Origin of the sequence: Planktotalea sp., from assembly GCF_018607965.1 — a bacterium.
Classification (GTDB): domain Bacteria; phylum Pseudomonadota; class Alphaproteobacteria; order Rhodobacterales; family Rhodobacteraceae; genus Planktotalea.
Genome location: NZ_JABBAM010000055.1, coordinates 1 through 24,649 on the forward strand (window position 1 = coordinate 1; position 24,649 = coordinate 24,649).

The 24,649-nt window shown below is 54.2% G+C and carries 21 protein-coding genes; 12 read left to right on the top strand and 9 right to left on the bottom strand.

What is annotated here, in order from left to right; genetic code table 11:
* The first annotated feature begins 416 nt into the window (after nucleotides 1-416).
* The 3 genes from QZ279_RS05045 (at nucleotide 417) to QZ279_RS05055 (ending at nucleotide 3,713) form a co-directional block, all read left to right on the top strand.
* Complete coding sequence (locus QZ279_RS05045) at nucleotides 417-1,070, top strand: protein-L-isoaspartate O-methyltransferase (RefSeq protein WP_293448785.1); 654 nt, start codon at nucleotides 417-419, stop codon at nucleotides 1,068-1,070.
* 86 nt (nucleotides 1,071-1,156) lie between these two features.
* The gene (locus QZ279_RS05050) at nucleotides 1,157-2,554 is read left to right on the top strand and encodes a TolC family outer membrane protein (protein ID WP_293448788.1); all 1,398 of its coding nucleotides are present in this window, start codon (nucleotides 1,157-1,159) and stop codon (nucleotides 2,552-2,554) included.
* Nucleotides 2,555-2,690: 136 nt separating this feature from the next.
* Complete coding sequence (locus tag QZ279_RS05055; protein ID WP_293448791.1) at nucleotides 2,691-3,713, top strand: hypothetical protein; 1,023 nt, start codon at nucleotides 2,691-2,693, stop codon at nucleotides 3,711-3,713.
* Here the strand turns inward: QZ279_RS05055 and QZ279_RS05060 are convergent.
* Nucleotides 3,710-5,161, bottom strand: coding sequence for a cobyric acid synthase (locus tag QZ279_RS05060; protein ID WP_293448794.1), 1,452 nt, complete (start codon nucleotides 5,159-5,161; stop codon nucleotides 3,710-3,712). The two genes, QZ279_RS05055 and QZ279_RS05060, sit on opposite strands and share 4 nt — an antisense overlap.
* A gap of 82 nt (nucleotides 5,162-5,243) precedes the next feature.
* On the opposite strand from QZ279_RS05060, the gene QZ279_RS05065 reads away from it, so the two are divergent.
* Nucleotides 5,244-5,813 (top strand): cobalamin biosynthesis protein CobQ, encoded by a 570-nt coding sequence (locus tag QZ279_RS05065; RefSeq protein ID WP_293448797.1) that lies wholly within the window; start codon nucleotides 5,244-5,246, stop codon nucleotides 5,811-5,813.
* A gap of 64 nt (nucleotides 5,814-5,877) precedes the next feature.
* Here QZ279_RS05065 and QZ279_RS05070 read toward each other — a convergent pair whose 3' ends face one another.
* Nucleotides 5,878-6,198 (bottom strand): DUF6280 family protein, encoded by a 321-nt coding sequence (locus QZ279_RS05070; RefSeq protein WP_293448800.1) that lies wholly within the window; start codon nucleotides 6,196-6,198, stop codon nucleotides 5,878-5,880.
* A 218-nt stretch (nucleotides 6,199-6,416) separates the two neighbouring features.
* Here QZ279_RS05070 and efp point away from each other — a divergent pair, with 218 nt between their 5' ends.
* Nucleotides 6,417-6,980 carry an elongation factor P gene (efp, locus tag QZ279_RS05075; RefSeq protein WP_293448803.1) on the top strand — a complete coding sequence of 188 codons (564 nt, stop codon included), beginning with the start codon at nucleotides 6,417-6,419 and terminating at the stop codon, nucleotides 6,978-6,980.
* A 36-nt stretch (nucleotides 6,981-7,016) separates the two neighbouring features.
* Here the strand turns inward: efp and QZ279_RS05080 are convergent, their stop codons facing one another.
* Entirely contained in the window at nucleotides 7,017-7,760 is a 744-nt protein-coding gene (locus QZ279_RS05080) for a folate-binding protein (protein WP_293448806.1), read from the bottom strand.
* A 67-nt stretch (nucleotides 7,761-7,827) separates the two neighbouring features.
* On the opposite strand from QZ279_RS05080, the gene QZ279_RS05085 reads away from it, so the two are divergent.
* On the top strand, nucleotides 7,828-8,508 hold the full coding sequence (locus tag QZ279_RS05085) for a TIGR04283 family arsenosugar biosynthesis glycosyltransferase (RefSeq protein WP_293448809.1): 681 nt from the start codon (nucleotides 7,828-7,830) through the stop codon (nucleotides 8,506-8,508).
* Here QZ279_RS05085 and QZ279_RS05090 read toward each other — a convergent pair.
* Both QZ279_RS05090 and QZ279_RS05095 read right to left on the bottom strand, forming a co-directional pair.
* On the bottom strand, nucleotides 8,505-10,262 hold the full coding sequence (locus QZ279_RS05090) for an ABC transporter ATP-binding protein (protein WP_293448812.1): 1,758 nt from the start codon (nucleotides 10,260-10,262) through the stop codon (nucleotides 8,505-8,507). The genes QZ279_RS05085 and QZ279_RS05090 overlap by 4 nt on opposite strands.
* 1 nt (nucleotide 10,263) lies before the next feature.
* Nucleotides 10,264-10,959 carry a tyrosine-protein phosphatase gene (locus QZ279_RS05095; protein ID WP_293448815.1) on the bottom strand — a complete coding sequence of 232 codons (696 nt, stop codon included), beginning with the start codon at nucleotides 10,957-10,959 and terminating at the stop codon, nucleotides 10,264-10,266.
* 129 nt (nucleotides 10,960-11,088) lie between these two features.
* On the opposite strand from QZ279_RS05095, the gene QZ279_RS05100 reads away from it, so the two are divergent.
* Nucleotides 11,089-12,285 (top strand): aminotransferase class V-fold PLP-dependent enzyme, encoded by a 1,197-nt coding sequence (locus QZ279_RS05100; RefSeq protein ID WP_293448818.1) that lies wholly within the window; start codon nucleotides 11,089-11,091, stop codon nucleotides 12,283-12,285.
* A 3-nt stretch (nucleotides 12,286-12,288) separates the two neighbouring features.
* Here QZ279_RS05100 and QZ279_RS05105 read toward each other — a convergent pair whose 3' ends face one another.
* Nucleotides 12,289-13,395 carry a pyridoxal phosphate-dependent aminotransferase gene (locus QZ279_RS05105; RefSeq protein ID WP_293448820.1) on the bottom strand — a complete coding sequence of 369 codons (1,107 nt, stop codon included), beginning with the start codon at nucleotides 13,393-13,395 and terminating at the stop codon, nucleotides 12,289-12,291.
* A gap of 339 nt (nucleotides 13,396-13,734) precedes the next feature.
* Here QZ279_RS05105 and QZ279_RS05110 point away from each other — a divergent pair, with 339 nt between their 5' ends.
* Nucleotides 13,735-14,520, top strand: coding sequence for a crotonase/enoyl-CoA hydratase family protein (locus tag QZ279_RS05110; protein ID WP_293448823.1), 786 nt, complete (start codon nucleotides 13,735-13,737; stop codon nucleotides 14,518-14,520).
* Between the two features lie 80 nt (nucleotides 14,521-14,600).
* Here QZ279_RS05110 and QZ279_RS05115 read toward each other — a convergent pair whose 3' ends face one another.
* A complete protein-coding gene (locus tag QZ279_RS05115; RefSeq protein ID WP_293448827.1) occupies nucleotides 14,601-17,738 on the bottom strand; it encodes a valine--tRNA ligase in 3,138 nt (1,045 codons plus the stop codon).
* Between the two features lie 140 nt (nucleotides 17,739-17,878).
* Between QZ279_RS05115 and QZ279_RS05120 the strand changes: the two genes are divergently transcribed.
* Nucleotides 17,879-20,179, top strand: coding sequence for a xanthine dehydrogenase family protein molybdopterin-binding subunit (locus QZ279_RS05120; protein ID WP_293448829.1), 2,301 nt, complete (start codon nucleotides 17,879-17,881; stop codon nucleotides 20,177-20,179).
* Between the two features lie 82 nt (nucleotides 20,180-20,261).
* Entirely contained in the window at nucleotides 20,262-21,260 is a 999-nt protein-coding gene (locus QZ279_RS05125; RefSeq protein WP_366513862.1) for a DUF2235 domain-containing protein, read from the top strand.
* On the opposite strand, the gene QZ279_RS05130 is transcribed toward QZ279_RS05125, so the two are convergent.
* Both QZ279_RS05130 and metF read right to left on the bottom strand, forming a co-directional pair.
* Nucleotides 21,257-21,739, bottom strand: coding sequence for a PaaI family thioesterase (locus tag QZ279_RS05130; protein WP_293448832.1), 483 nt, complete (start codon nucleotides 21,737-21,739; stop codon nucleotides 21,257-21,259). The genes QZ279_RS05125 and QZ279_RS05130 overlap by 4 nt on opposite strands.
* Before the next feature lie 56 nt (nucleotides 21,740-21,795).
* Nucleotides 21,796-22,662 carry a methylenetetrahydrofolate reductase [NAD(P)H] gene (gene metF / locus QZ279_RS05135; protein ID WP_293448835.1) on the bottom strand — a complete coding sequence of 289 codons (867 nt, stop codon included), beginning with the start codon at nucleotides 22,660-22,662 and terminating at the stop codon, nucleotides 21,796-21,798.
* 97 nt (nucleotides 22,663-22,759) lie between these two features.
* On the opposite strand from metF, the gene QZ279_RS05140 reads away from it, so the two are divergent.
* The gene (locus tag QZ279_RS05140; protein WP_293448838.1) at nucleotides 22,760-23,665 is read left to right on the top strand and encodes a LysR family transcriptional regulator; all 906 of its coding nucleotides are present in this window, start codon (nucleotides 22,760-22,762) and stop codon (nucleotides 23,663-23,665) included.
* 72 nt (nucleotides 23,666-23,737) lie between these two features.
* Nucleotides 23,738-24,523 (top strand): inositol monophosphatase family protein, encoded by a 786-nt coding sequence (locus QZ279_RS05145; protein WP_293448841.1) that lies wholly within the window; start codon nucleotides 23,738-23,740, stop codon nucleotides 24,521-24,523.
* Nucleotides 24,524-24,649: the final 126 nt, after the last annotated feature.

The window sequence follows — 24,649 nt, forward strand, 5'->3', positions numbered from 1 at the left end:
CTTCTTGTGAATTTGTATGGAATTAACTCCATAACTCATCGTTAAACTGCTCCCGTTCGTTCACACAAACGATAGCAGTGGAATCGACAAAACTACACCGAAATTTTGTGAACGAATTGTGTACAGAAATTTTGGTGACTAGATGTGGTCTCGAGTGGTGTTTTTTAGTTAACATCTACAAGATGTTGTGAAGGCGGGTACCGGAATCGAACTCGTGTACACGGGTTTACAATCCGCTGCATAATCACTCTACCAACTCGCCAGCCAATGGTGAATTTCCGATAACTGATCTGTTTTGTTGCCGCAAGGCCCAAGAAGAGCGAATTGGTGCTATTTCTATCCTTTAGGAGGCGTTGTGGCAGCGCGCTCAATGTGGCAAGACTGATGAAAAGATTCTGAACTAGAGAGTTTAGCCAATGTCTGATTTTGATGCACGTCGCGTAATGATGGTCGATACGCAAATACGACCCTCTGATGTGACCAAATTCCCTATAATCGATGCGATGCTGTCGGTTCATCGTGAAAACTTTGTACCCAGTGATCGTCGCGAAGCAGCGTATATGGATGGAAACATCACGTTGGGCCGCGGACGCGTCGTGCTTGAGCCGCGTACGATGGCGAAAATGCTGGACGCTTTGGATCTGCAAAACGACGAACTCGTTCTCGATATTGGTTCTGGATACGGGTATTCTGTTGCAGTCATGGCACATATTGCACAGGCGGTTGTGGCGGTTGAAGCAGACGAAGCCATGGCTGGCGATGCGCAATCAACGCTTAATGATGCCGGCGTCGACAACGTGATCTTGCACAACGGCGCGCTGACGGACGGTGTTGCTGAACATGGCCCATACGATGTCATCGCGATTCAAGGCGGCGTTGAAGATATACCTGCTGCGATTGTTGAGCAATTGAAAGAGGGTGGGCGCATGGCGGCACTCTTCATGAACGGTGCGCTTGGTGAAATGCGCATTGGTCGTAAAATCGACGGACACATGAACTGGCGTTTGTCATTCAATGCAAGTGCGCCGGTCTTGCCAGGATTTTCGGCGGCGCGTGAATTCGCGCTTTAAGGTATCACTCACGCGGTGAGCTGCAGAGCCGCGTGAGTTAAAAATTTGAGAACTGTCTGCCATTTGGCAGGATTTTGGGGGTCAGAATGACTAAACTTAAAGCGCAAGCTAAGGGCTGGGCAGCCGTACTCGGCGTTGTGGTTCTGAGCGTTCAATCACTTCAAGCGGAAACGCTTTCTGACGCCTTAATCGGTGCCTTCAACCACTCGGGGCTTTTGGAGCAAAACCGCGCATTGTTGCGGGCCGCTGATGAAGATGTGGCGATTGCGACGGCTGCTCTGCGTCCGATTGTGAATTTTACGGGGTCCCTTGGTCGCAATTTGCGTCGTACGGGGATCGCGATTACCGACAGCAGTACATCCACGGCAGCAGTTCAAATTTCGGCAGAACTAACGATCTATGATGGTGGTCAAAGCAAGTTCGCCATTGAAGAAGCCAAAGAGAATGTGTTGGCAACGCGGGCACGATTGTTGTCGTTGGAGCAGTCCGTTCTGCTACGCGCTGTTCGGGCCTATATGAACGTGCGCCGCACCACAGAGACAGTCGCCTTGCGTCAAAGCAATGTGCGCTTGATTACTCAAGAACTCCGCGCGGCGCGGGATCGTTTCGAAGTGGGTGAGATCACGCGCACTGACGTTGCCTTGGCAGAAGCACGCCTTGCGGCGGCGCGGTCCGCGCTGGCTGCTGCTGAGGGTGGCCTGATCAGCGCACGAGAAGAATACCGCGTGTCCGTTGGCCATAATCCGGGCAATCTACGCGCACCAAAGTCCCTTCCTAACACGGCAAACTCTGTCGAAAAGGCAAAGTCGATCGCTGTGCACAATCACCCTGATATGCACGCGATTCAACATGATGTATCTGCAGCGGACCTGCGGGTCATGCGTGCGGATTCAGCAATGCGCGGAACGCTCAAGCTAAAGGGTGGGCTTGGCCGGTCGCAAAATTTAGGCGCGAATACCTATGCCAATACTGGCTCTGTTTCACTCGAAGCCAATATTCCAATCTACCAAGGCGGACGTTTAAGCGCACTTCACCGCCAAGCAATGGCACGTCGCGATGCAACGCGGTCTGGCCTGCATATCACGCGGCATCAAATCCAACAGAACGTGGGCAACACTTTTGCGCAATTACGCGTCTCTGCGGCGTCTCGCGATGCAAGTCAGCGCCAAATTAGGGCTGCAACCGTTGCCTTCCGCGGGGTGCGTGAAGAAGCAAATGTTGGATCACGCACAACGCTAGACGTCTTGAACGCAGAGCAAGAACTCCTTGATGCACGCTCGGGATTGATCGGTGTGCAAACTGACGAGTTCATCGCTGCTTATTCCGCGCTGGCCTCTATGGGGCTCTTGACGGCCAAGCATTTAAACTTGCCCGTGCAGCAGTACGATCCAGCTGCATATTATAAATTGGTGAAAGATGCGCCTGCGAAGAGTGCGCAAGGTGACAAACTCAATCGTGTGTTGCGCGCGCTCGGCAAAAACTAGCCAGTTTTAGGGTGCTTGAATAATTTTGTCATAGCGACATGCAAAACTATTGCTAATTCTTTCTATCTGTTGTGAAAATCCGCATATTCGGATATCTATTTTTCATAAATAGAGTGGATTTTGTATGTCTGAACCGGTGACTAATCTTGAAATAGAGGACGTATTGTCCTCAATCCGGCGCCTTGTGTCTGATGAAGCGCGTTCCGCAGACCGTCGCGATGACGAAATAGCTTTCAAGTCGGATGTACCTCCGCAACCCGTTGAAATATTTGAAGAAGACCATCAGGATTCTGCAGAATCTGAGCCTGTTCCGGTGGCTGCTTTGGTTTTGACTGCAGCTCTGCGAATCGAGCACGATGAGGACATCCGCGATGAGGATCGCGACAACGACGGCCATACAGAAGAAAGCAATGCAACTGTTGAAGACGCATTGATTCTGACAATAGACGAAGCTTTCCAGTCCGACGAAGCAGATCAAACGCCAATACAGTCTGAAAGTGATGAGGCAGAGTTAAGTCAAGAAACACCCCAGTTGGACGACGTTCACGACAGTGACATGAATCACGCGGATGACGAAGCCCCGAACGAATATATCGGCGACGGTAGTGACGAAGCCAATGATGACACTTCACTCATTACACCCGCACCCGACGCAGCTTTTGTCGAAGAGACCCCTCAGCCAGATAAGCCACGCAGCATCGAAGACAAGATTGCAGCCTTAGAAGCCTTGATAAGCAACTCCGATAGCGATTTTGAACCAGACGGTGCCGAAGTCGGTGGGAATGCAGGCCGGCCAGGGCAGTCTGTGCCGTGGGAAGACAGCCATGAACGCCGCTCATGTTTACAAAGCGAGGTCTTGCCGGATCCAGAGAGTGCGTCGCAATCGGCGCACTTTAAGGATGATGCTTCCGCCTTTCATAAAGCACATGCAGACGCTGTTGGTGCTGCGCAAGCAGAGATCGAAGTAAACGCCACCGAAACCTTGCTTGAAACCGAAGACCTTGGCGCAGTTCTGGATGAAGAAGCGCTGCGCGATATGGTGTCTGAAATCGTGCGTCAAGAATTGCAGGGCCCATTGGGCGAACGGATTACACGCAACGTGCGCAAACTGGTCCGCCGCGAAATTTACCATGCTTTGGCCGCGAACGAGCTTGATTAAACCCGGATGGGTGCAGCCAATTCCAGCAATAAATCGAGGTCCATGTGCTGTTCCATATGGGCGGCAAGACGGTCAAGAACGGCATCCACTTCTGCGGAAAAATTCAGGTCATTCGACGCAGTTTGCCCGATAAAGTTGGCGCGAAACGCGTCGGAACTGAACAACCCGTGCAAATAACAGCCCATGACTTGGCCACTCACACTTGCCGCGCCCTCAGGACGTCCATCAATCGACAACCAAGCCTGCGCCGTGTCAGGTCCGCTGGTCTGGCCTAGATGAATTTCATACCCCTCAACGGCGTCTCCTGTTAGCAGGTAGGTTGCACAGGTCAGCGAAAGTCGCTTTTGCTCGGACATAATCGTGCTGACGTTCAGATACCCTAAGCCCTGAACTGTGGATGGCGTGCCCTCTAAACCCAGCGGGTCGCTGATTTCTTGACCCAGCATTTGATAGCCGCCACAGATTCCCAGCACGCGACCGCCGCGCCGAATATGGGCGTGCAAATCAATGTCCCAACCTTGGGCGCGAAAGAAGGCAAGGTCTGCGATGGTGGCTTTGGAGCCAGGGATCAGGATCAGATCTGCGTCGCCAGGCAGGGGGCGGCCTTGTTCAATGATCTCGACACTGACGCCTTCTTCGGCGGACAAGGGATCAAGGTCATCGAAGTTTGCGATGCGTGAAAGGCGCGGAACTGCGATTTTATATGTGCCGCCTTTGGTCGAGGCGATGTCCATCACATCCTCTGCTGGCAGTCGCCAGGCCTCTGTAAACCATGGGATCACCCCAAGGGACGGCCAGCCTGTGCGCTGTGTTATTGCCGTCAGACCCTCATCAAATAGACTGACATCGCCGCGAAATTTGTTGATGCAAAACGCTTTGATGTGATCAGCGTCTGCCCTAGGCAAGATCGCTTGGGTCCCGACAACCTGCGCGATGACGCCGCCACGATCAATGTCGCCAGTCAGCACGACAGGCACGCCAGCGGCGTCTGCGAACCCCATGTTGGCGATATCGCCTGCGCGCAAGTTAACCTCGGCGGGGCTACCTGCACCCTCGACAACGATCAAATCAGCCGTGCGTGCAAGACGTGTAAAACTTTCCAACACCGCGCCTAGCAGCTTTGGTTTCGCCTTGGCATAGTCACGCGCGCGCAAAGTGTCCCAACGTTTGCCTTGCACAATTACCTGCGCGCCGGTGTCGGATTCGGGCTTGAGCAGGACAGGGTTCATATCTGTGTGCGCTTCACGGCGCGCCGCGAGGGCTTGCAACGCCTGCGCACGCCCGATCTCACCACCATCGACAGTGACCGCCGCGTTGTTGGACATATTCTGCGGCTTGAAAGGTGCTACAGAAATCCCACGATTGGACATGGCCCGCGCAATACCTGCAACCAGCATGGATTTACCGACATTCGAACCAGCCCCTTGGATCATAATCGCTTTGGTCATGGACAGTCCCTCGTTGCACATTCAGACATAGAGCGCAGCACTCACTCAGACATAGTGCGACGCGCCAAGGAGAGAAAGAGCGATGAACACACCTGCACATTTAATCCTCGGTTTGGCTGTGTTTTCTCGTAAAGTTGAACCCAAGGTGACAAAGGCGTCGGCAATTGGCGCGTTGCTGCCAGATCTATCGCTCTATGTGATGGCTGGTGTGTCATTGATGATCTTGCAAATCCCGCCAAATGTCGTGTTTGATCAGCTCTACTTTTCGAACGCTTGGCAGACGGTTTTTGCGATTGATAACTCATTTTTACTTTGGGGATTGGTGCTGGCCTTCGCGCTTTGGTGGAAGACACAGGCTGGAATTGCCTTCGCAGGGGCAGGGCTGCTGCACATTGCACTAGATTTCCCGCTGCATCACGATGATGGGCGCCCACATTTTTGGCCCGCCAGCGATTGGGTTTTTGAAAGTCCCGTTAGCTACTGGGACAAAGCCCATCACGCGCTTTGGGTGCAGCCGGTTGAGGCGTTAATGGTTCTGATCTGTGTGATTGTGTTGTTCCGACGTTTCCCACGTTGGCCGATGCGTATCGTGGCATTGGTCCTACTTGGCATTGAACTCATGGTTGCGCGCAGTTGGTTGATGTTCTTCTAGCGCAATAAAAAACGCCCCCAAGAGCAGATCGGGGGCGCTTAAGTTTTTAAGTTAGGCGAAGGATTTAAGCAGCTTCCGCCTGTTGAGCGGCATTACGACGCTCGGATTCTTCACGGGACAACGCGACAGATGTACGAACACCTTTGCCAACGAAATCCATCAAACCTGTGACAACGCGTTCGTTCGGGTCAATTCCAGCGCAGGACAATACTTCACGTCCATCGCGGGAACGCGCCCAACGAGCGATTTGCTCAGGACCGTTTCCGTACTTCTTATCGTCGGCAATTGCATCATCGAGCGCGGCGAGGACCACAGCGGCGAAAAGTTTACGCGCGCGGTTGCCTTGCTCAGAGTTGTAGGCAGTGCCATCAACGAAATCTCTCATAATTCCGACCTTTTTTCTTGCTCTTGTGTTTTCGGCATGAGGTTTCTTATGACCCATTGCCACCGATTCGGATACCCTCTTTTTGCATAGCATCTATGCAAAATTTGCATAGCTTGCTGCAGGTGCAGCACGACATATAGCGATCTTGTGCCGGTGCTACCCGAAAGATATAGGGGTGATTAAGATTTCATCAACCTTTTGCCATAGGTTTACCACAAATGCCAAAGATCAACGGAAACGAAATTCGCCCAGGAAATGTGCTAGAGCACAACAACGGTTTATGGGCCGCTGTGAAGGTCGACCATGTAAAACCTGGAAAGGGTGGCGCATTTGCACAAGTAGAAATGCGTAATCTGCGCAACGGTTCAAAATTGAACGAACGCTTTCGCAGCGCCGACAAGGTCGAAAAGGTTCGTCTTGAACAGAAGGACCAACAGTTCTTGTATGAAAGCGAAGGCATGCTGGTCGTCATGGACATGGAAACCTACGAACAGATCGAACTGCCTGCTGAATTGCTGGGCGAACGTCGCCCGTTCTTACAGGATGGCATGACGATCGTTGTCGAATTCCACCTTGAAGAAGCGTTGCACGCTAAGATCCCGCAGAAAGTAACCTGCAAGATCGAAGAGACAGAGCCAGTCGTCAAAGGCCAAACAGCCGCGAACAGCTTTAAGCCTGCGATCCTAGAGAACGGCGTAAAAATAATGGTTCCACCGTTTGTGGGTCAGGACGAAAGCATCGTCGTGAACACGGATACGATGGAATATTCAGAGCGCGCCTAAGTTCAAGGCACGCTCTTACGAGTGCAACAAAATAGTTTAAGGCGCGTAGGTTATCTGCGCGTCTTTTGCATTTAGTGGGCCTTTGGCGCGATCAAAGCGCAAGTACGCAAGGGCTTGGTTGCCCGATTGACTTTGAAGCGTGCCAGCGGCTTTTCCATCTTGGGTCATGATCTCGGTCCCGACATCAGCGTCGCCCGTGATGGTGACCTGCGCAAGACCTTTGCGCAGCTCGGTTTTGTGCTTCATGCGCGCGGTGACTTCTTGACCGACATAACACCCCTTTTTGAAATCCACCCCATTGATGCGCTCAAACCCCATCTCTAGCAGAAAGCTATCGGATGTCAGTTCAATGCCAGCGCTTGGGATCACATGCTGCACGTTAAGCGCGGTCCAATCGGTGGCCTCATCGGCTTGTCCTGCATATCCACGCCAACCAAGCGCGGGATGACGCGGATCACCAAACGCACCATCAGGCACGGTGCCTGTGCCGCGCGAGACCTTGCGCGGATCTTCAGCAATCGTCACATCTGCGCGCAGTTTATACATCGTAAGTCGTTTGGCGAGTGCGTCCGTTTGATCTGCATCTGTATCCAAAACGACAGCGTCCCCTTCGGGTACCAGAAAGAAATCCGCAATATATTTGCCCTGAGGGGTCAGCATGGCCGCATAGATCAAACCATCGTCTAGCTTGTTCACATCATTGGTGATCAACCCCTGCAAAAAGCTGCGTGTGTCTGCACCCGTCAGGCGCAAAAGGCGACGGTTATGTGGGTGGTTCATTTTGCTCTCCCTTTGGGGCGTCACCTTGATATAGGCTGCGCAGAGTTAAGTGAGAAGGGGCAGAGCCATGCGCGCACCAATTTCTGTTGTGATCCCCGTGTTGAATGCGGGAAATGCGCTTTCCAGCTGTGCGGCATCTTTGATGGAAGGCGTCGAGGCGGGGCTTATTCGAGAGTTGATCGTCAGCGATGGAGGCTCTCACGATGCAACCCAGCAGATCGCCGATGAAATCGGGGGCGTTTGGGTGTCTGGCGGTTCGTCGCGCGGTGGACAATTGCAGCGCGGATGCAAAGTGGCGCAGGGTGAATGGCTGCTGGTACTTCACGCAGATACTCAGCTTGAGGCAGGCTGGAGTGATGCCGCAGCGGCGCATCTTGGTCGCGCTAATGCAGGCTACTTTAAGCTACAGTTTGCGAAAGGTGGCCTGCCTGCAAGGATCGTCGCACGCTGGGCGAATATGCGGTCGCGTCTCTTTGGCTTGCCCTACGGCGATCAAGGGCTGCTCATTTCGCGCGCGTTATATGACTCAGTTGGTGGGTACAGGGACATTCCCCTGATGGAGGACGTGGCCTTGGTGCGTGTTTTGAAGGGGCGATTGACTCGCTTGGATGCAAGGGCCGTGACCAGCGCAGACAAGTATGAACGCAGCGGCTGGTTAAAGCGTGGCGGGCGCAATTTATGGACGTTGATCCGTTATTTTTCAGGTGTTCCGGTTGAAACCCTCGCAGCGGCGTATCGCAAGGCCTAGGTGCTGGACTGCATATTGTGCAGCGACGCATAAACCTTATCAAGCGCCAGTAATTCAGTATGTGTTCCGCTTTCCACGACCTGACCTGCGTCCATGACAATGATCTGATCCGCGTTGCGAATTGTCGACAAACGGTGCGCGATAACCAGCGTTGTGCGCCCCTCAGATAGGCGCTCAAGCGCGGCTTGCACGACCGCTTCGGATTGTGCGTCTAAGGCAGAGGTCGCTTCGTCCAGCAGCAGGATCGGCGTATCACGTAGCAAAGCGCGCGCGATGGCAACCCGTTGGCGCTGACCACCCGACAATGCAGATCCGCGTGGACCAACAAGCGTGTCCAACCCATCCGGAAGATGTGGCAAGAAGTCAGTGACATGCGCCGCGTCTAGGACGGATTTCAGATCAACATCGCTGATGTTTGTGCGACCCAACAAGATGTTTTCGCGTAGGGTTTCATCAAACAGTGCCGCATCTTGTGAAACGACAGAAAACAAATCGCGCAGGTCCGTAAGTGCAATGTCGGTGACAGGAACGCCGCCAATCAGCGCTTGGCCATTGTGTGGATCAGTGAGGCGCGTGAGAACATTAAAAATCGTGGATTTACCCGCGCCTGACGGGCCAACAAGAGCGGTGGTCTTACCTGCCTTTGCCGTAAACGACGTGGCGCGCAAAACCTCTGCGTCGCCGTAGCTGAGATCGACAGCCTCAAACGTAATCGCTGGTGTACCGGTTGGGGCTGCTACAGGATTTTCTGGGGATTTATAGATCGGTTCACGCGCCAGCAATTCCATGACGCGTTCAATGCCAGCGGCGGCCGCTTCCCAAACCCCTGTGATCGTGCCCAGACGGCGCAGGGGTTCAAATGCAAAACCAAGGGCGGTAAAGAAGGCCATGAATTCGCCAACGGTCTTTTCGCCCGAAATGATTTCGCCGCCACCATAGATCAAAACACCAAGGAAACTGACGCCAGACATCGCATCAATCAGCCCGGGAATAGCAGCTTTGCCAAGGGATGTACGGACTTCGATTTCGACACGCTCTGAATTCAGCTTGCCGTAATGGCGCGATTGATATTTTTCGAGGCGGTTCAATTTGACGGGCACAATGCCGTGGAACACTTCATCAAGCCGCCCAGATTGGCGCGCTGCAATTTGATGAGCAGTACGGCTGTGACGGCGCACAAAACGCTGCGCCACAAGGGACGGCAGAACCAACAACGGCACGCCGATCAGCGCGACCGCGGTCCAGCGCCAATCCACGCTCATCGCGACGCCGAACAGCACGATCACCGCGACAAGATCACGACCTGCACCTGTAATAATTGCGTTCCAAACTTGGGATACGGCAGACACATCACCGATCACACGCTGCATCAACGTACCGGGTGCGTTGACCTGATGGAAACTAATGTCGAGCCGCATTAGATGGCTCAAAAGATCACCGCGCATGTCGGCCTCTGATTGCTGCGAAATCCGCGTCAGGATCACTTTTTGAACAACCGATGCCCCTGCGCGCACCAAAAAAATCCCAAGGATCACGAGGCCAACCCACCAAAGCGCCGATTGATCCCCCGCAAGGAAGACCTGATCAAACATGGGTTTCATCATCCAACTCAGCAAACCCAGCATTGAGCCTTCAAGCGCCATAAAGAACGTCGCAAGAAGCAACATCCACAGATGACGATTCAAATAGGCACGCCACAACCAACGCAGCAAAGTGCGGCTGGAATGATCTGGTGTGGTGTCAGGATCAACCATATCAGGCAATCTGCGCAGGGGGCGTTTTGTTATCAAAGCCCTCTTGGATTTTGTCGTTGTCGTATTCTGTACGGATCCACGTTTCGAAATCAATGTCACACTTGGCTTGGCGCGCCTCAAAAACATCCAGGATATAGCCCTGAACGCCTGTTTTAGACCATTTCAGATGGATGAATTTTATCGACAGTTGCTCACGCGCCTTTTGGACGGGGACACCGTCGAACACCATCTGATACATCGCAGCACTAAATCCCGCGCGATCCGCACCTGATTTGCAATGGAACACGAAGGGACGTTCAACCTTGCGCATCGTATTTATAATGGCGACGATATTTTCGCGATCAGCAGCCGTGCGCGCCCAAAGCTTGGCATTATATAGCTTCAAACCCAAAATACGGCAGCTTTCTTCTTCGAACAGATAATGCGCGCGTATGTCTGGCCCGCGTAGGTTGATCACAGATTTGATCCCCATATCGCGATATTTCATAAATCGCTTGTGGGTTGGTTGGTTTGAACGCCACACATCTTTGGACACAGGGTAAAAATTGGTCCACGGCACACGCAAAAAGGCATGATCGAACAAGTTATAGTGCCATTTGGATTTACGCCGCTCAACGGGATCGGTGATGTCCATACCAAAGGAATAGCGCCAATTGCGCTCCCACGTGATGATTTTATTCCCGAGGGCCTTGAGCATGTGGTCGTCCTAACAAATGTGCTGTCTCGGGAATGTAAACTGCGTGCAAGCCCACTGCAAGGTACGCGAGACGTTGACGGCACTGGCGGGTGGCGTAGTGTCGCCGACAAATCTGTTGGAGTTTCGCTGATGTCCCTTGCGCATGGTCGCCCTTATCTTGCAATTCCTGGCCCTTCTGTGGTGCCAGACGCTGTGCTGCGTGCAATGCACCGTGCCTCGCCCAACATCTACGAGGGCGAGCTGATCGAGATGACGGCAGGAATTATTCCAGACCTGCGCCGCGTTGCGCGCACCGCGCATCATGTGGCGATCTACATGGGCAATGGCCACGCCGCATGGGAGGCCGCGCTCAGCAATGTGATTGCGCCGGATGATCTTGTGCTGGTTCCTTCAACGGGTCGCTTCTGCGTCGGTTGGGGCGAAATGGCGACGGGGCTTGGGGCGCAGGTCGAATTGATGGACTTCGGGATGAAAACTCCGATGGATGCGGACGCGATCGAAAAGCGCCTTCGCGCAGATACCGAGCACAAGATCAAGGCGGTCTTGGCCGTTCATGTGGACACCTCGACCTCGATCAAGAACAATATCGCCGACGTGCGCGCCGCGCTGGATGCAACGGGTCATCCCGCGCTTTTGATGGCGGATTGTATCGCATCCTTGGGGTGTGATCGGTTTGAAATGGATGCGTGGGGCGTGGATATCATGGTGACGGCCAGCCAAAAGGGTCTCATGGTGACGCCGGGGCTGGCGCTGGTCTTCTTCAATGACCGCGCGGCTGGCGTCCGCACCAAGATGACGCGCGTCAGCCGGTACTGGGATTGGCAACCGCGCGCGCATCCTGAACACTTCTTTGAATATTTCGGGGGCACTGCGCCAACCCATCTTCTTTACGGTTTGCGCGCAGCTTTGGACATCATCCACAATGAGGGGATGGAAGGCGTTTGGTCCCGCCACGCATCCCTTGCCAGCGCCGTTTGGACAGCATGCGAAGCATGGGGGCAGGGTGGCCCATTGACTTTGAATGTCGCAGATCGCGCGCACCGTTCTTGTGCGGTTACAGCCCTGCGCTTGGGCGCACCCCATGGAACCGACCTGCGTCGCTGGACGGAACATCAAGCGGGGCTGACACTGGGCATCGGCCTTGGCATGTCAGAACCAGAAGACCCGAAAGGCGACGGCTTTATTCGGATCGGTCACATGGGCCATGTGAACACGCATATGGTGCTAGGTGGATTGGCGACGATCCAATCAGGCTTTGATGCACTAGAACTGCCCTACGGCGCATGCGCTTTGGACGCTGCTGCAAAAGCACTGTCAGAAAAATAGAGCCTAGTCGCGCGCTGCTGTCAACGCAATCGGCAGCGCGTTTGCGACGTGATCCATTTCGATCTCAGGCCCACAGCTGATGCGAATGCAGCGATCTTGCGGCGCAACAAACGGCATGCGCACGAATATCCCTTGTGCGATCAGACTAGCCAGAACGCGGCGGGCAAAGTCCCCGTCTTGCCCACAGTCCATCGCAACAAAATTCGTAGCAGAGGGTAAACACGTCAGCCCATTGTCCGTAGCGATTGCATCAATGCGAACTTTAGACTGCGCAACCTGCTGTTGGATCCCGCGCAACCCACCCTGATCCTTCAGCGCCTCAAGCGCTGCGATCTGCGACAAGCGGTTCATCCCGAAATGATTGCGAATCTTCTCGAACGCGCGGATCAACTCAGGCGCGCCCATCGCATAGCCCACACGCATGCCCGCAAGGCCATAACCCTTTGAAAAGGTACGCATCCGAATGACGCCGGGGTGGTCAATTGGCAGGCTCGCTTTTGCGCTTGCAGGTGCAAGATCGCTATAAGCTTCGTCCAAGATCAAAAGGCAGCCGTCTGACAGGTTGTTAACCATGTCCTCGATTGCAGGACCGTCGTGCCACGTGGCCATAGGATTGTCGGGGTTGGCCAAATAGATCAACTTAGCCCCCGTTTCACGCGCTTTGGCTCGCAATCCGTCCAGATCCTCAAAATCATCGTTATAGGGAACTTTGTGTAACGTACCGCCATACCCCGCTACTTGGTAATTGAAGGTCGGATAGGCCCCGTCAGAGGTCACAACGCTGTCGCCATGTTCAATAATCAAACGCACAAGATTGCCGAGCAATCCATCAATACCACCCCCAACCACGATATTTTCCAGAGCAATGCTGTGATGCACGGCCAACGCGCTGCGCAAATCATAGCTTTCAGGATCGCCATACATCCACGCCTCATGCGCATGATCCTTGATCGTTGCGACAACCGCAGGCGAGGGTCCAAACCCGTTCTCGTTTGCCCCAAGGCGCGCGTCAAACGGCGCACCGCTCTGGCGTTCTTGGGCTTCTGGTCCAACAAACGGGACAGACGCGGGCAAAGTCTGGGCGAGGGCGGTAAAGCGAGGATGTGTCATTGCATATGGTTAGAACGCGTTCAAAGCTGGGGCAAGGTTGAAAACGGCCCACACGATACCTACGTGAGAATCATTCGCAACTAACGTGAGGGCCAAAAAGGGAGCGCAGACCATGAAACTGACCCGCAGAGGATTTATCGCAAGTGCGATGGCCGCAGGGGCCGTGCGCACCGTTCCCCAGATCGCCGCCTAAACAGGCGGTCGCCGCATTTTGACGCTCGTTTATGACAAATCGCTCGGCATGATGCGTGCAATCGACAAACTCGTTCCCTGACGTTCCGCTTTTCATCTGCGCACCCTTAGGGCTAGCCTTGGGGAAATCTCACAGGAGAGCCCCCAATGTCGCGCGTCACAACCACTATCACAGATCACGTCGCCCACGTCGAACTGTCCCGCCCCGATAAAATGAACGCTGTGGATCCTGATATGCTGAAGGGCATCATCGACGCAGGCGAAGCCCTGCGCGGTAACACGGATGTGCGCGCGGTTGTGCTTTCGGGCCAAGGGGGGGCGTTTTGTGCTGGGCTGGACGTTGCAAGCTTTGCAGTCCTTGCGGGCGGCGATCCCATGGAACTTATGATGCGCCGCACACACGGCCCGTCCAACGATTATCAACATGTGGCGATGGTCTGGAAGCAACTTGAAATGCCAGTGATCGCAGCCCTTCATGGTGTTTGCTTTGGCGCGGGTCTCCAAATTGCCTCAGGCGCTGACATCCGAATCGCTGCGCCAGAAACGCGCATGTCGATCTTGGAAATGAAGTGGGGCCTTGTGCCGGATATGGGCGGCATGGCCATCTGGCCCGACCTGATGCGCGCTGACGTGCTGCGCCGCCTCACGTACACAGGCGAAGAATTCACAGGTGCGCAAGGACAAGACTACGGCCTTGTCACAGACCTCTCAGAAACACCGCTTGAAACAGCCCTCGCACTGGCCAAACTCATCGCCACGAAAAGCCCCTCTGCCGTACGCACTGGAAAAGCCCTTATCTCATACGCACTCGCCAACGACCAAGACGCGATTCTTCTAGAAGAATCCCGCGCCCAAGCCAGCCTCATCGGCAAACGCGATCAAATGGAAGCCGTTATGGCCAACATACAAAAACGCTCCCCCAAATTCGGCTAGGTTTCGACCCACCCCAGCTTCTCCTTTGCCAAATATCCCGGGGGAGCACGGCACGTGCGGGGACAGCGCCCCCAACTCAATCACCCGATTTCAGCCAAACGCGCCAAAGCGTCCTTCAACTTGGCTTCTTCGTCTTCACGCAGGACCAAATTCGCCTTCGTCTCCGCAAGCACCTCGGCTGGCGCGGACTCCGCAAACTTGGGGTTGTTCAAACGCCCCCGCAGACCGCCCAGTTCTTTGGCCAATTTGCCCAACGTTTTCTCAAGCCGCGCTTTCTCCGCCGACACATCAATCACGCCCTCCAAGGGCAATCCAAACGTGCCGCCTGATACCGCCAAAGCTACCGTACACTTAGGCAGATCATCCACATGCGTCATCGCCTCAATCCGCGCGAAACGCATAATCAACGCCTCATTCTGATCCCACGCCGCTTGGGCTGCTGGCTCCATCCCTTTGACAACCAAAGGAATAAACGACCCCGCTGGAATATTCATCTGCGCGCGCGCTGATCGGATCGCTTCGATGATTGCAACGGTCAAGCTTAGATCCGCGTCCGCTTGCGCGTCCACAAGATCCGCCGCACTATACGTTGGCCAATCTGTGTGAACCAACATTGAGGGGCGCGCTTTCAGGCCCCAAATTTCTTCGGTCACGAATGGCATGATGGGGTGCAAAAGGATCAAACATTGATCCAACGCCCAAGCGTAAGTCGCCTTGGTTTCTGCAATCTCTTCCGGTGTGCCTTCATCCAAGATGGGCTTGGTGAATTCCAGATACTGCGCGCAGAAGGTGTTCCACACAAACGCGTACAACGTGTTCGCGGCATCGTTAAACCGATAGGTTTCAAGCGCTGCATCAACAACGTCCAGCGTCTTGGCGATCTCGCCTTTGATCCACTTGTTCAATGGCAAAGCCGTCTCAGGTACGCTGTCCGAATGGGGAACCTCAAACGTCCCTTTGAAATCGCCGTAGGTGCCAGCATTCCAAAGTTTGGTCACGAAATTACGATAACCCTCGATCCGTTTTGTATCCAGCTTTAGCACACCACCCAAAGACGCCATCGACGCATTGGTAAAACGCAACGCATCCGCGCCGTATTCGTCAATGATTTCAAGCGGGTCCACCACGTTGCCTGTGGACTTGGACATCTTCTTGCCCTTCGCATCCCGCACGAGGCCATGCAGATAGACCGTATCGAACGGTACTTTCTCTTCCATCGAAAGTTCATCCGGTAATACAGCAAGCTGCATCATCATCATGCGCGCGACCCAGAAGAACAGGATGTCTTGGCCTGTGATCAGTGTCGAGGTCGGGAAGTATTTTGCCAGCTCATCTGTTTGCTCAGGCCAGCCAAGCGTGCCGATGGGCCAAAGGCCGGAGGAGAACCATGTGTCGAGAACGTCGGGGTCGCGGCGCAAAACGGCGACCTTTATCCCTGCTTCGTGAAGCTCCTTTATTCTCTTCGATTGCGAAACAGCTTTGCCACCGACCGATAGGCCTTTGGGAGTTTCAAAGCCCGCCGCTAAAAGGGCGCGCCCAATTCCATCTGAATGGCGATCAACATCAGCGGTTTCTTCATCAACGATTACAACTGTTCCCTCTGGGTAATGGGAATTAGCTAAAGCAATGGCTTCCTTAGAATTTGGTGCGCAGAATTGCTCTTCATCGCCGCCAGCTTGGATGGAGCCATCGGAGGCAATTTGGGGCCCAAACCAAACAGGCACCTGATGCCCCCACCAAAGCTGACGGGAAATACACCACGGCTCGATGTTCTCCAGCCAGTGGAAATACACCTTCTTATCGCTCTCAGGCATGATCTTGGTCGCGCCAGAACGCACAGTTTCCAAAGCAGGCTCAACAATTTTGGAGGTCTCAACGAACCATTGATCGGTCAGCATCGGCTCGATCACCACTTTGGAGCGATCGCCAAACGGCTGCATGATCGGCTTGGCCTCGACATAGGGCACCTTCGTAACCGTCTCGTTGCCGTCCTCATCCGTCGCCACGTGATCGACCATCACGGCCAAACGCTCAGCTGAAATGTCCGCCACAACTTTTTTACGCGCTTCAAAACGATCCATGCCGCGATATTCATCGGGCACAAGGTTCATCGCGGCGATCATCGCCTCGTCGAACTGTTGTTCACCATTGGCAATCGCCTGCGCTACCGCTGCTTCCTCTGCATAAGGCTTGCCATCCGAACGCATCGCCGCGCGCGTATCCATAAGGTTATACATCGGAATGCCGCCACGCTTGGCAACCTGATAGTCGTTGAAATCATGCGCGCCGGTGATCTTCACGGCACCTGATCCGAAATCCTTATCAGGGTACTCATCCGTGATAATCGGGATCAAACGGCGCAATTCTTTGGGACCAACAGGAATTTCGCACAGCTGGCCAACAATCGACACATACCGCTCGTCAGAGGGATGCACAGCAACCGCGCCGTCGCCCAGCATCGTCTCAGGACGCGTTGTCGCGATAGAGATATAGTCACGCGTTTCACGCAGCGTCTCAACACCGTCTTCGTCCTTTTCAATATATTCATATGTCGCACCACCCGCCAAAGGGTACTTGAAGTGCCACATGTGGCCCGCAACCTCGACATTCTCGACCTCAAGATCAGAAATCGCCGTTTCGAAATGCGGGTCCCAGTTCACGAGGCGCTTGCCGCGATAGATCAGACCCTTGTTGTACATCTCAACAAAGACCTTGATCACGGCGTCATGGAAATTGCCCTGCGCACTGTCAGGCGCGCCGGGGGCACCAGACATGGTGAATGCTTCGCGGTCCCAATCACAGGATGCACCAAGGCGTTTCAGCTGGTTGATAATCGTGCCGCCAGACTCAGCTTTCCAATCCCAGACCTTTTCAAGGAATTTCTCACGACCCAACTCAACACGGGATGGCTGCTGCGTTTCCGCCAATTTGCGTTCCACAACCATTTGCGTGGCGATACCCGCATGATCGGTGCCGGGCTGCCAGAGGGTGTCAAAACCCTGCATACGCTTCCAGCGGATCAGAATGTCCTGCAACGTGTTGTTGAACGCGTGACCAATGTGCAAGACGCCTGTCACATTAGGTGGGGGGATCATGATGCAAAAGGTGGACGCCTCAGGCTTGGCATTTGCGCCCGCTTTAAAGCAGCCCGCCTTTTCCCAAGCCGCGTAGAGACGGGTTTCAGCACTCTGTGCGTCGAAATTCTTTTCCATGGCCATGCGCTCGGCGTCCTCAAATACATATGATCGGTTAAGGGTCTGATAAACAAAGCGCGCCAAAAGGAAAAGGCAATCTGGACATTGGCGGCGCGAGGCTTAGGGTCAACTCTCGAATAGTCCTGAAGTGCATGGAGAGACACGTGGAAAAATTTGGTAAAAGCCAGTCGGTGAAACGGTCTGAAGATGTGCGCTTTTTGACGGGGGCTGGTCGGTATGTAGATGATATCGTTCCAAAAGGGGCACTGTTTGGTGTCGTGTTCCGATCACCTATCGCGCACGGTGATATTACAGGATTGAACGTGGACGATGCACGCGACGCCGAGGGCGTACATCTGGTCATAACGGCAACTGATCTGCAAGACATGGGCGTCAAACTTCCCATGGCCGCGTCGCTTTTGAAAAAACGCGATGGTGGGCGCGGTGATCGCACGGTGCGGCCATTGCTGGCACAGGGGCGTGTGCGCTTTGTTGGTGAACCCATCGCGATGGTCTTCGCAGAAACCTTGCAGCAAGCCAAAGACGCGGCTGAACTGATCGAATTCGATTACGATGAACGCCCCGTTCACATGGCGCTTGCCACAGGGGGCGATGCGATCCACGACGTTGCCCCTGATAACCGCGCCTTTGATTGGGCACTGGGCGATGACGTGGCGTTCCACGCCGCGTTCGACACCGCTGCGCATAAAATCGACGTCGATATCGAAGACAACCGCATCATCTGTAATTCGATGGAACCGCGTGGTTGTTACGCAGAACCAGAAGGGGACCGGATCCATGTTGCCATAAACGGGCAGGGCGTATGGGCCCCAAAAGGCCAGCTTGCGACCCACCTTGGCCTTGATCCCAAAGCCATCCGCGTGTCCAACCCCGATACGGGTGGTGGTTTCGGTATGAAGGCGATGATGTACCCTGAATATGCAATCTGCGCTGCGGCCGCGCGTAAACTCAACAAACCCGTGCGCTGGATGTCAGAGCGCACGGAGGCCATGCTCAGCGATAACGCAGGTCGCGATCTAAACAGCCGCGTCCAGATGGGTTTTGACAAGGATCACAAGCTGGTCGCCTACAAAGTCCACTCCATTGCCAATATGGGCGCGTATAATTCGCAGTTCGCGCAACCCATCCAAACCGAACTCTTCTCCAAGGTCCTTACGGGCTGCTATGATGTCCAAGCCGTCTTTCTGCATGTCGAGGGCGTGTACACCAACACCACCCAAGTCGACGCCTACCGCGGCGCGGGCCGCCCAGAAGCGATCTATGTCCTTGAACGCTCCATGGACTACGCCGCACGCGCGCTGGGCACGGACCCATGGGCATTACGCCGCAAGAACTTCATCGCACCGGACGCGTTCCCTTATGCGACCGCTGGCAAAGTGGTCTATGACATCGGCGATTTTGGCCGCGTTTTGGGCGTTGCCGAAACCAAATGTGACCTGACGGGCTATGAGGCACGGCGCAACGCCAGCCAAAAGGCAGGTAAATTACGCGGCATGGGGCTTTGTTACTATATCGAAAGTATTTTGGGCGATCCTTCGGAAACCGCGAAAGTGGTGTTTTTTGAAGATGGGGATCGTGTGAGCATTTATGTAGGGACGCAAAGCAACGGCCAAGGCCATGAAACGGTCTACGCGCAGTTCCTGTCTGACCAGACGGGGATCGCCGCCGATAAGATCGACGTGATCCAAGGCGACAGTGATCGCATCCCAACAGGGGGCGGCACAGGTGGATCGCGTTCTGTCACCGTACAAAACACCGCCACGCTTGCCACCGTTGATAAGATGATCGCCCAATTCACGCCATTCCTCGCCGCGAAGATGGCCGTCAGCGAAGAAAGCATCATGTTCGACGACGAGGCCTTCAGGGCCGATGGCTCAAACGAGAGTTACACAATGGTCGAAGTGGCCGAACTGGCAAAGACTGATGGCCGTGAGGACCTTTTGAATATTGAGGCCCGCATCACCCTTGACGCGCGTTCGTTCCCGAATGGCGCCCATGTGGCAGAGGTCGAAATTGATCCTGAAACCGGCGTCACCCATGTGGATCGCTACACGGTCGTTGATGATTTTGGTAACCTTATCAATCCGATGCTTGTCGCTGGCCAAGTACATGGCGGCGTCATCCAAGGGCTTGGCCAAGCGCTGACAGAGCGGGTTGTCTATGACGAAGACGGCCAGCTCCTCACGGCAAGTTTTATGGACTACGCCATGCCGCGCGCCGATGATAGCCCGATGATTTCATTCTCGACAGAATCCGTTCCCACGTCCACCAATCCTATGGGTATGAAGGGCTGTGGCGAAGCAGGGACAGTTGGGTCGCTCGCGGCGATTTCCAATGCTGTGCAGGATGCAGTTGCGCCCTTGGGCATCGAAAAAGTCGATATGCCTTTCACGCCGCACCGCATGTGGCAATTGCTGAAAGCGACCCCCATTGCGGCTGAGTAAACGGATATCCCTTTGGCTAAGTGGCGCACTGCGTCGCCGCCGTCAGACCCCGCGTTCAACCGCGCGGGAACCACAAACGCATGTGGTTATCTTGGATGGAACCATGTCGTCGCTGGACGACGGACACGAAACCAACGCGGGGCGTGCATATAAACTTCTGTGCGAAGCATCGCCGAATCTCTCGCTCTATTACGAGGCAGGTTTGCAATGGCGTGGGTTGCGGTCTGCGCCCGATGTCATGTTAGGACGTGGAATAAACCGTCAAATTAGGCGGGCTTATCGTTTTTTGGCGACGCGTTACCGCGAAGGGGATCGAATTTTCCTGCTTGGTTATTCGCGCGGCGCATTCGCGTCACGCTCCCTAGCAGGGGTGATTGATCGCGTTGGCTTGCTCAAATCTGAACATGCAAATGACGAGGATATAGATAAAATTTACTCTATTTATCAAGAGGGTGAACAAGAAGTTAATATCGGTTTCGCCGCGAAACTCTGCCATGAAACAGCACCGATTGAAATGGTTGGCGTTTGGGATACAGTCAAAGCATTGGGCGTGCGTTTGCCAATCCTGTGGCGCTGGAGCGCGCCGAAACACGATTTTCACAACCATGACCTTGGCCGCTCGATCCGCCACGGGTTTCACGCGCTCGCACGCGACGAAACACGCGTACCATACGTACCCGTCTTGTGGACCTGTCCCGATGATTGGCAAGGACGCATTGAACAAATCTGGTTTCCCGGCACGCACGGCGATGTCGGCGGGCAATTATCAGGGTTTGAGGCCGCACGCCCCTTGGCGAACATCCCATTGGTCTGGATGCTAGAGCGCATGGAAACCTGTGGCTTGGAACTGCCCGACGGCTGGCGCATGCGATTTGAACAAAACCATAACGCGCCCTCGGCCAGTTCTTGGCGTGGGTTTGGTCGCTTTTTCTGGAACCGCAAACGTCGCGATATTGCCTGCGGCGTGTGCGAAGGTTTGCATCACTCGGTCCATGCGCGCGAACAGCATCGCCCCGTAAGATCAAATCGCGGTATCGCTGCGAAACTCAAGCAGCATTTTCGCGGACCAAGCAGCGTCTAGGCTGTTGGCGTCATGATGATGCAAGTGGTCGTGCCCGTTGCATAAAGTTTGCCATCCTCAACACCCCTGATTTCCCCATGCGCAATTCCTGTCGAACGCCCCGTGTGATCGGTGATGCCAGTGGTATCAACCTTCATCCCTAAAGGGATCGAACGCAGAATATTTATCTTATATTCAAGGGTCGTGTAGACGCTGCCCTTGGGCACTTTGGTCATAACTGCGCAGGCCATCGCACTATCGAGTAGCGTGCCGTACCAGCCGCCATGAACCGTTCCCATCGGGTTGCAATGCTCAAACAAGGGTGCGCCGCGAAAGATGATGCGCCCTTCGCCAACCTCGCGCAGCTTGTAGTTTAGCGTTTTGCCAATCGGCGGGGCAGGGTGCGTCCCATCAAGGATACCTTGCATGAACGCATGGCCGGATAGGTCGAGCACTTGCGCAAGCGACAGCAAATCTTCGGGACCTTGGGCATAAAACATATCAACTCTCCTCTTATCCAAAGGCTAGAAGGAGAGGCGCATGGCCGCAATCGCAATTACGCGACGTTTTGAAGCTCAAGCTTAGGCACAACGCCTAGCGCATGACACACATCGCGGGTCAACTCTGGACGATTGAGCGTGTAGAAATGCAGAGCATCGACGCCGCCCTCGATCAGATCCGAACACAATTCAGTACAAATCGCCGTCGCCAACAGATCACTGCGCCCATCGCGTTCAGCCTTTTCAAACGCATCAGACAGCCACGCAGGAACAACTGTTCCGCAACGTTTCGCAAAGTTACGCGTGCCTTTCCAGTTCTCGATAGGCAGAATTCCAGGAAGGATTGGCGCGGTAATACCCGCCTTCGCACAGTCATCACGGAAGCGGAAGAATGTGTCGGCTTCAAAGAAAAACTGTGTGATCGCCTCCGATGCACCCGCGTCTATCTTGGCCTTCAGCCAGTCGATGTCTGCCTTTGATGTTGCCGCTTCCGGGTGACGATCCGGGTAGGCACCCACACGGATCTTAAAATCGCCCGTCTTAGCCAGTGCCTCGATCAGTTCAACCGAATTTGCAAACCCATCTTTGCACGGTGTGAAACGGTCTTCTCCCTTGGGCGCATCACCGCGCAATGCAACGATCTCTTTCACGCCCGCATCAGCAAAACCCTGTGCGATCGCAAGGGTCTCTGTCTTGGTCGCACTTACACAAGTCAGATGCGCTGCAACGTTCAGGCCGCTGGATTTGTGCAAAGTCGAGACAGCGTCGCGCGTCAGATCACGGGTCGTGCCGCCCGCACCGTAGGTCACAGAAACAAACGTAGGATCAAGGGGTGCAAGGGTCTGCACGGTGTCCCAGAGCCGAAAGGACGCTTCCAAATTTTGTGGTGGGAAAAATTCGAACGAAACTTTCGGCGTATTCATAACATATCCTGACTTTATAAGTTTGTATGCTTGTCGCACGCAGTTTCATGTGAAACAACTTCATAACATTCAACACTATTATGAGGCGTGCTCAGGTATGCATATTGAATTCCGTCACCTGCGCACGATCAAAGCGATTCACGAAAACGGCGGGCTGGCCAAAGCGGCGGACCAGTTAAATATCACTCAAAGCGCGCTGTCTCATCAGATCAAAGGGCTGGAAGATCAAGCTGGGGTTGAATTATTTGTACGCCGCTCAAAACCGATGAAGCTGTCCGCGGCTGGATTTCGACTGTTGAGATTGGCAGAGAAAATCCTGCCCGAAATCGAGGCGATGCAAGCTGAATTTAGCGCGGTGCGCGATGGGAAAACAGGGCGTTTGCATATCGCGATTGAATGCCACGCCTGTTTTGAATGGCTGTTTCCTGTGCTTGAAGCGTTCCGCAAGCTATGGCCCGACGTGGATGTAGACATCAAACCAGGTCTCGCATTTGATGCGTTGCCTGCACTGCAAAAGGAAGAGGTCGATCTGGTTGTCAGTTCTGATCCCGAAAATCTGGCTGGTGTAGAGTTCACGCATCTCTTTGATTATGCGCCTGTTTTTGTAGCGGCCGCACAGCACCCTTTGGCACAAAAGCCTTTTATCGATGCCCTCGATTTTCGTGGACAGACGCTGATCACATATCCAGTTGAGCGCTCGCGTTTGGATATTTTTAGTCAGCTTTTGATGCCGGCAAGGGTGGAACCTGCCGCGATCCGTCAAGTTGAATTGACGGCTGTAATTTTATTGTTGGTGGCCTCCAACCGCGGCGTTTCTGTGTTGCCTGATTGGGTGGTACGCGAAGTGAAATATTCATCTGACTATGTGACACGGCCGTTGACTGAAAACGGACTGACGCGTCAATTATTCGCGGCCACACGGACCGAAGATGTTGCCAAACCCTACATGATCGACCTGATCCGCCTTGCAAAAGAGGAAAGCGCAAAGCTTCAAAACGCTTAAGCGCTTGGCAAACCGCGTGGCGCTGCCTATACCGCGCGCCTGAACCTCTTTTATATCAAGGACCGAACCGCGATGCAGGGCAGTGCCAATCTAAATGTGATGATCAAGGCGGCGCGTCTTGCGGGCCGTAGCCTCACGAAAGACTTTCGCGAAGTGGAAAACCTGCAAGTCTCGCGCAAGGGCGCTGGAGACTTTGTTACCAAAGCGGATTTGTCTGCCGAAAAGATCATCAAAGAGCAGCTGATGGAAGCACGCCCGACATACGGCTGGCTGGCTGAAGAGGGTGGCGAAGAAGAAGGCACAGATCCCACGCGTCGCTGGATCGTTGATCCGCTTGACGGCACAACGAACTTTTTGCACGGGCTGCCCCACTGGGCGGTTTCGATCGCTTTGGAACACAAAGGCCAGATCATCGCGGGCGTTATTTTTGATGCGGCCAAAGATGAGATGTATTTTGCCGAAAAGGGCAAAGGCGCTTGGATGAACGATACGCGTCTGCGCGTGTCTTCGCGTCATTCGATGATTGATAGCGTATTTGCAACGGGAATTCCGTTCGGTGGGCGCTCTGATTTACCCGAAACGATCAAGGACATTGCTCAGATTGCTCCTTCGGTTGCAGGCATTCGTCGTTGGGGCTCTGCTGCATTGGATTTGGCCTATGTTGCTGCTGGGCGCTATGAAGGCTACTGGGAGCGCCGTTTGAATTCTTGGGATCTGGCAGCGGGTATCGTTTTGGTGCGCGAAGCGGGCGGCTTTATCGAACCGCTTAATCCTAAGGGCAATATCCTTGAGGATGGCGAGGTGATTTGCGCGAACGAAGCGATTTTCAACACATTCGCGAAAACGATCCGCCGCTAAATTCATGAAGTGAATGGTACGGATTGCTTGTGCGATCCGACCGATGCGAGAGACGCTGCCTCTTACATTCTTTGGTATGTTTGGACCAAAGAAGCGTTTGACGTTCCTTTTTCTTACTCTACGGTC

Bases quoted from the DNA above. Each gene is read 5' to 3' on its own strand.
- QZ279_RS05105 (WP_293448820.1), bottom strand. From the start codon at position 13,395: ATGACACATCCTCGCTTTACCGCCCTCGCCCAGACTTTGCCCGCGTCT.
- QZ279_RS05065 (WP_293448797.1), top strand. From the start codon at position 5,244: ATGAACACACCTGCACATTTAATCCTCGGTTTGGCTGTGTTTTCTCGT.
- QZ279_RS05085 (WP_293448809.1), top strand. From the start codon at position 7,828: ATGCGCGCACCAATTTCTGTTGTGATCCCCGTGTTGAATGCGGGAAAT.
- QZ279_RS05070 (WP_293448800.1), bottom strand. From the start codon at position 6,198: ATGAGAGATTTCGTTGATGGCACTGCCTACAACTCTGAGCAAGGCAAC.
- QZ279_RS05080 (WP_293448806.1), bottom strand. From the start codon at position 7,760: ATGAACCACCCACATAACCGTCGCCTTTTGCGCCTGACGGGTGCAGAC.
- QZ279_RS05045 (WP_293448785.1), top strand. From the start codon at position 417: ATGTCTGATTTTGATGCACGTCGCGTAATGATGGTCGATACGCAAATA.
- QZ279_RS05140 (WP_293448838.1), top strand. From the start codon at position 22,760: ATGCATATTGAATTCCGTCACCTGCGCACGATCAAAGCGATTCACGAA.
- QZ279_RS05115 (WP_293448827.1), bottom strand. From the start codon at position 17,738: ATGGCCATGGAAAAGAATTTCGACGCACAGAGTGCTGAAACCCGTCTC.
- QZ279_RS05060 (WP_293448794.1), bottom strand. From the start codon at position 5,161: ATGACCAAAGCGATTATGATCCAAGGGGCTGGTTCGAATGTCGGTAAA.
- QZ279_RS05110 (WP_293448823.1), top strand. From the start codon at position 13,735: ATGTCGCGCGTCACAACCACTATCACAGATCACGTCGCCCACGTCGAA.
- QZ279_RS05145 (WP_293448841.1), top strand. From the start codon at position 23,738: ATGCAGGGCAGTGCCAATCTAAATGTGATGATCAAGGCGGCGCGTCTT.
- QZ279_RS05050 (WP_293448788.1), top strand. From the start codon at position 1,157: ATGACTAAACTTAAAGCGCAAGCTAAGGGCTGGGCAGCCGTACTCGGC.
- QZ279_RS05090 (WP_293448812.1), bottom strand. From the start codon at position 10,262: ATGGTTGATCCTGACACCACACCAGATCATTCCAGCCGCACTTTGCTG.
- metF (WP_293448835.1), bottom strand. From the start codon at position 22,662: ATGAATACGCCGAAAGTTTCGTTCGAATTTTTCCCACCACAAAATTTG.
- QZ279_RS05100 (WP_293448818.1), top strand. From the start codon at position 11,089: ATGTCCCTTGCGCATGGTCGCCCTTATCTTGCAATTCCTGGCCCTTCT.
- QZ279_RS05095 (WP_293448815.1), bottom strand. From the start codon at position 10,959: ATGCTCAAGGCCCTCGGGAATAAAATCATCACGTGGGAGCGCAATTGG.
- QZ279_RS05130 (WP_293448832.1), bottom strand. From the start codon at position 21,739: ATGTTTTATGCCCAAGGTCCCGAAGATTTGCTGTCGCTTGCGCAAGTG.
- efp (WP_293448803.1), top strand. From the start codon at position 6,417: ATGCCAAAGATCAACGGAAACGAAATTCGCCCAGGAAATGTGCTAGAG.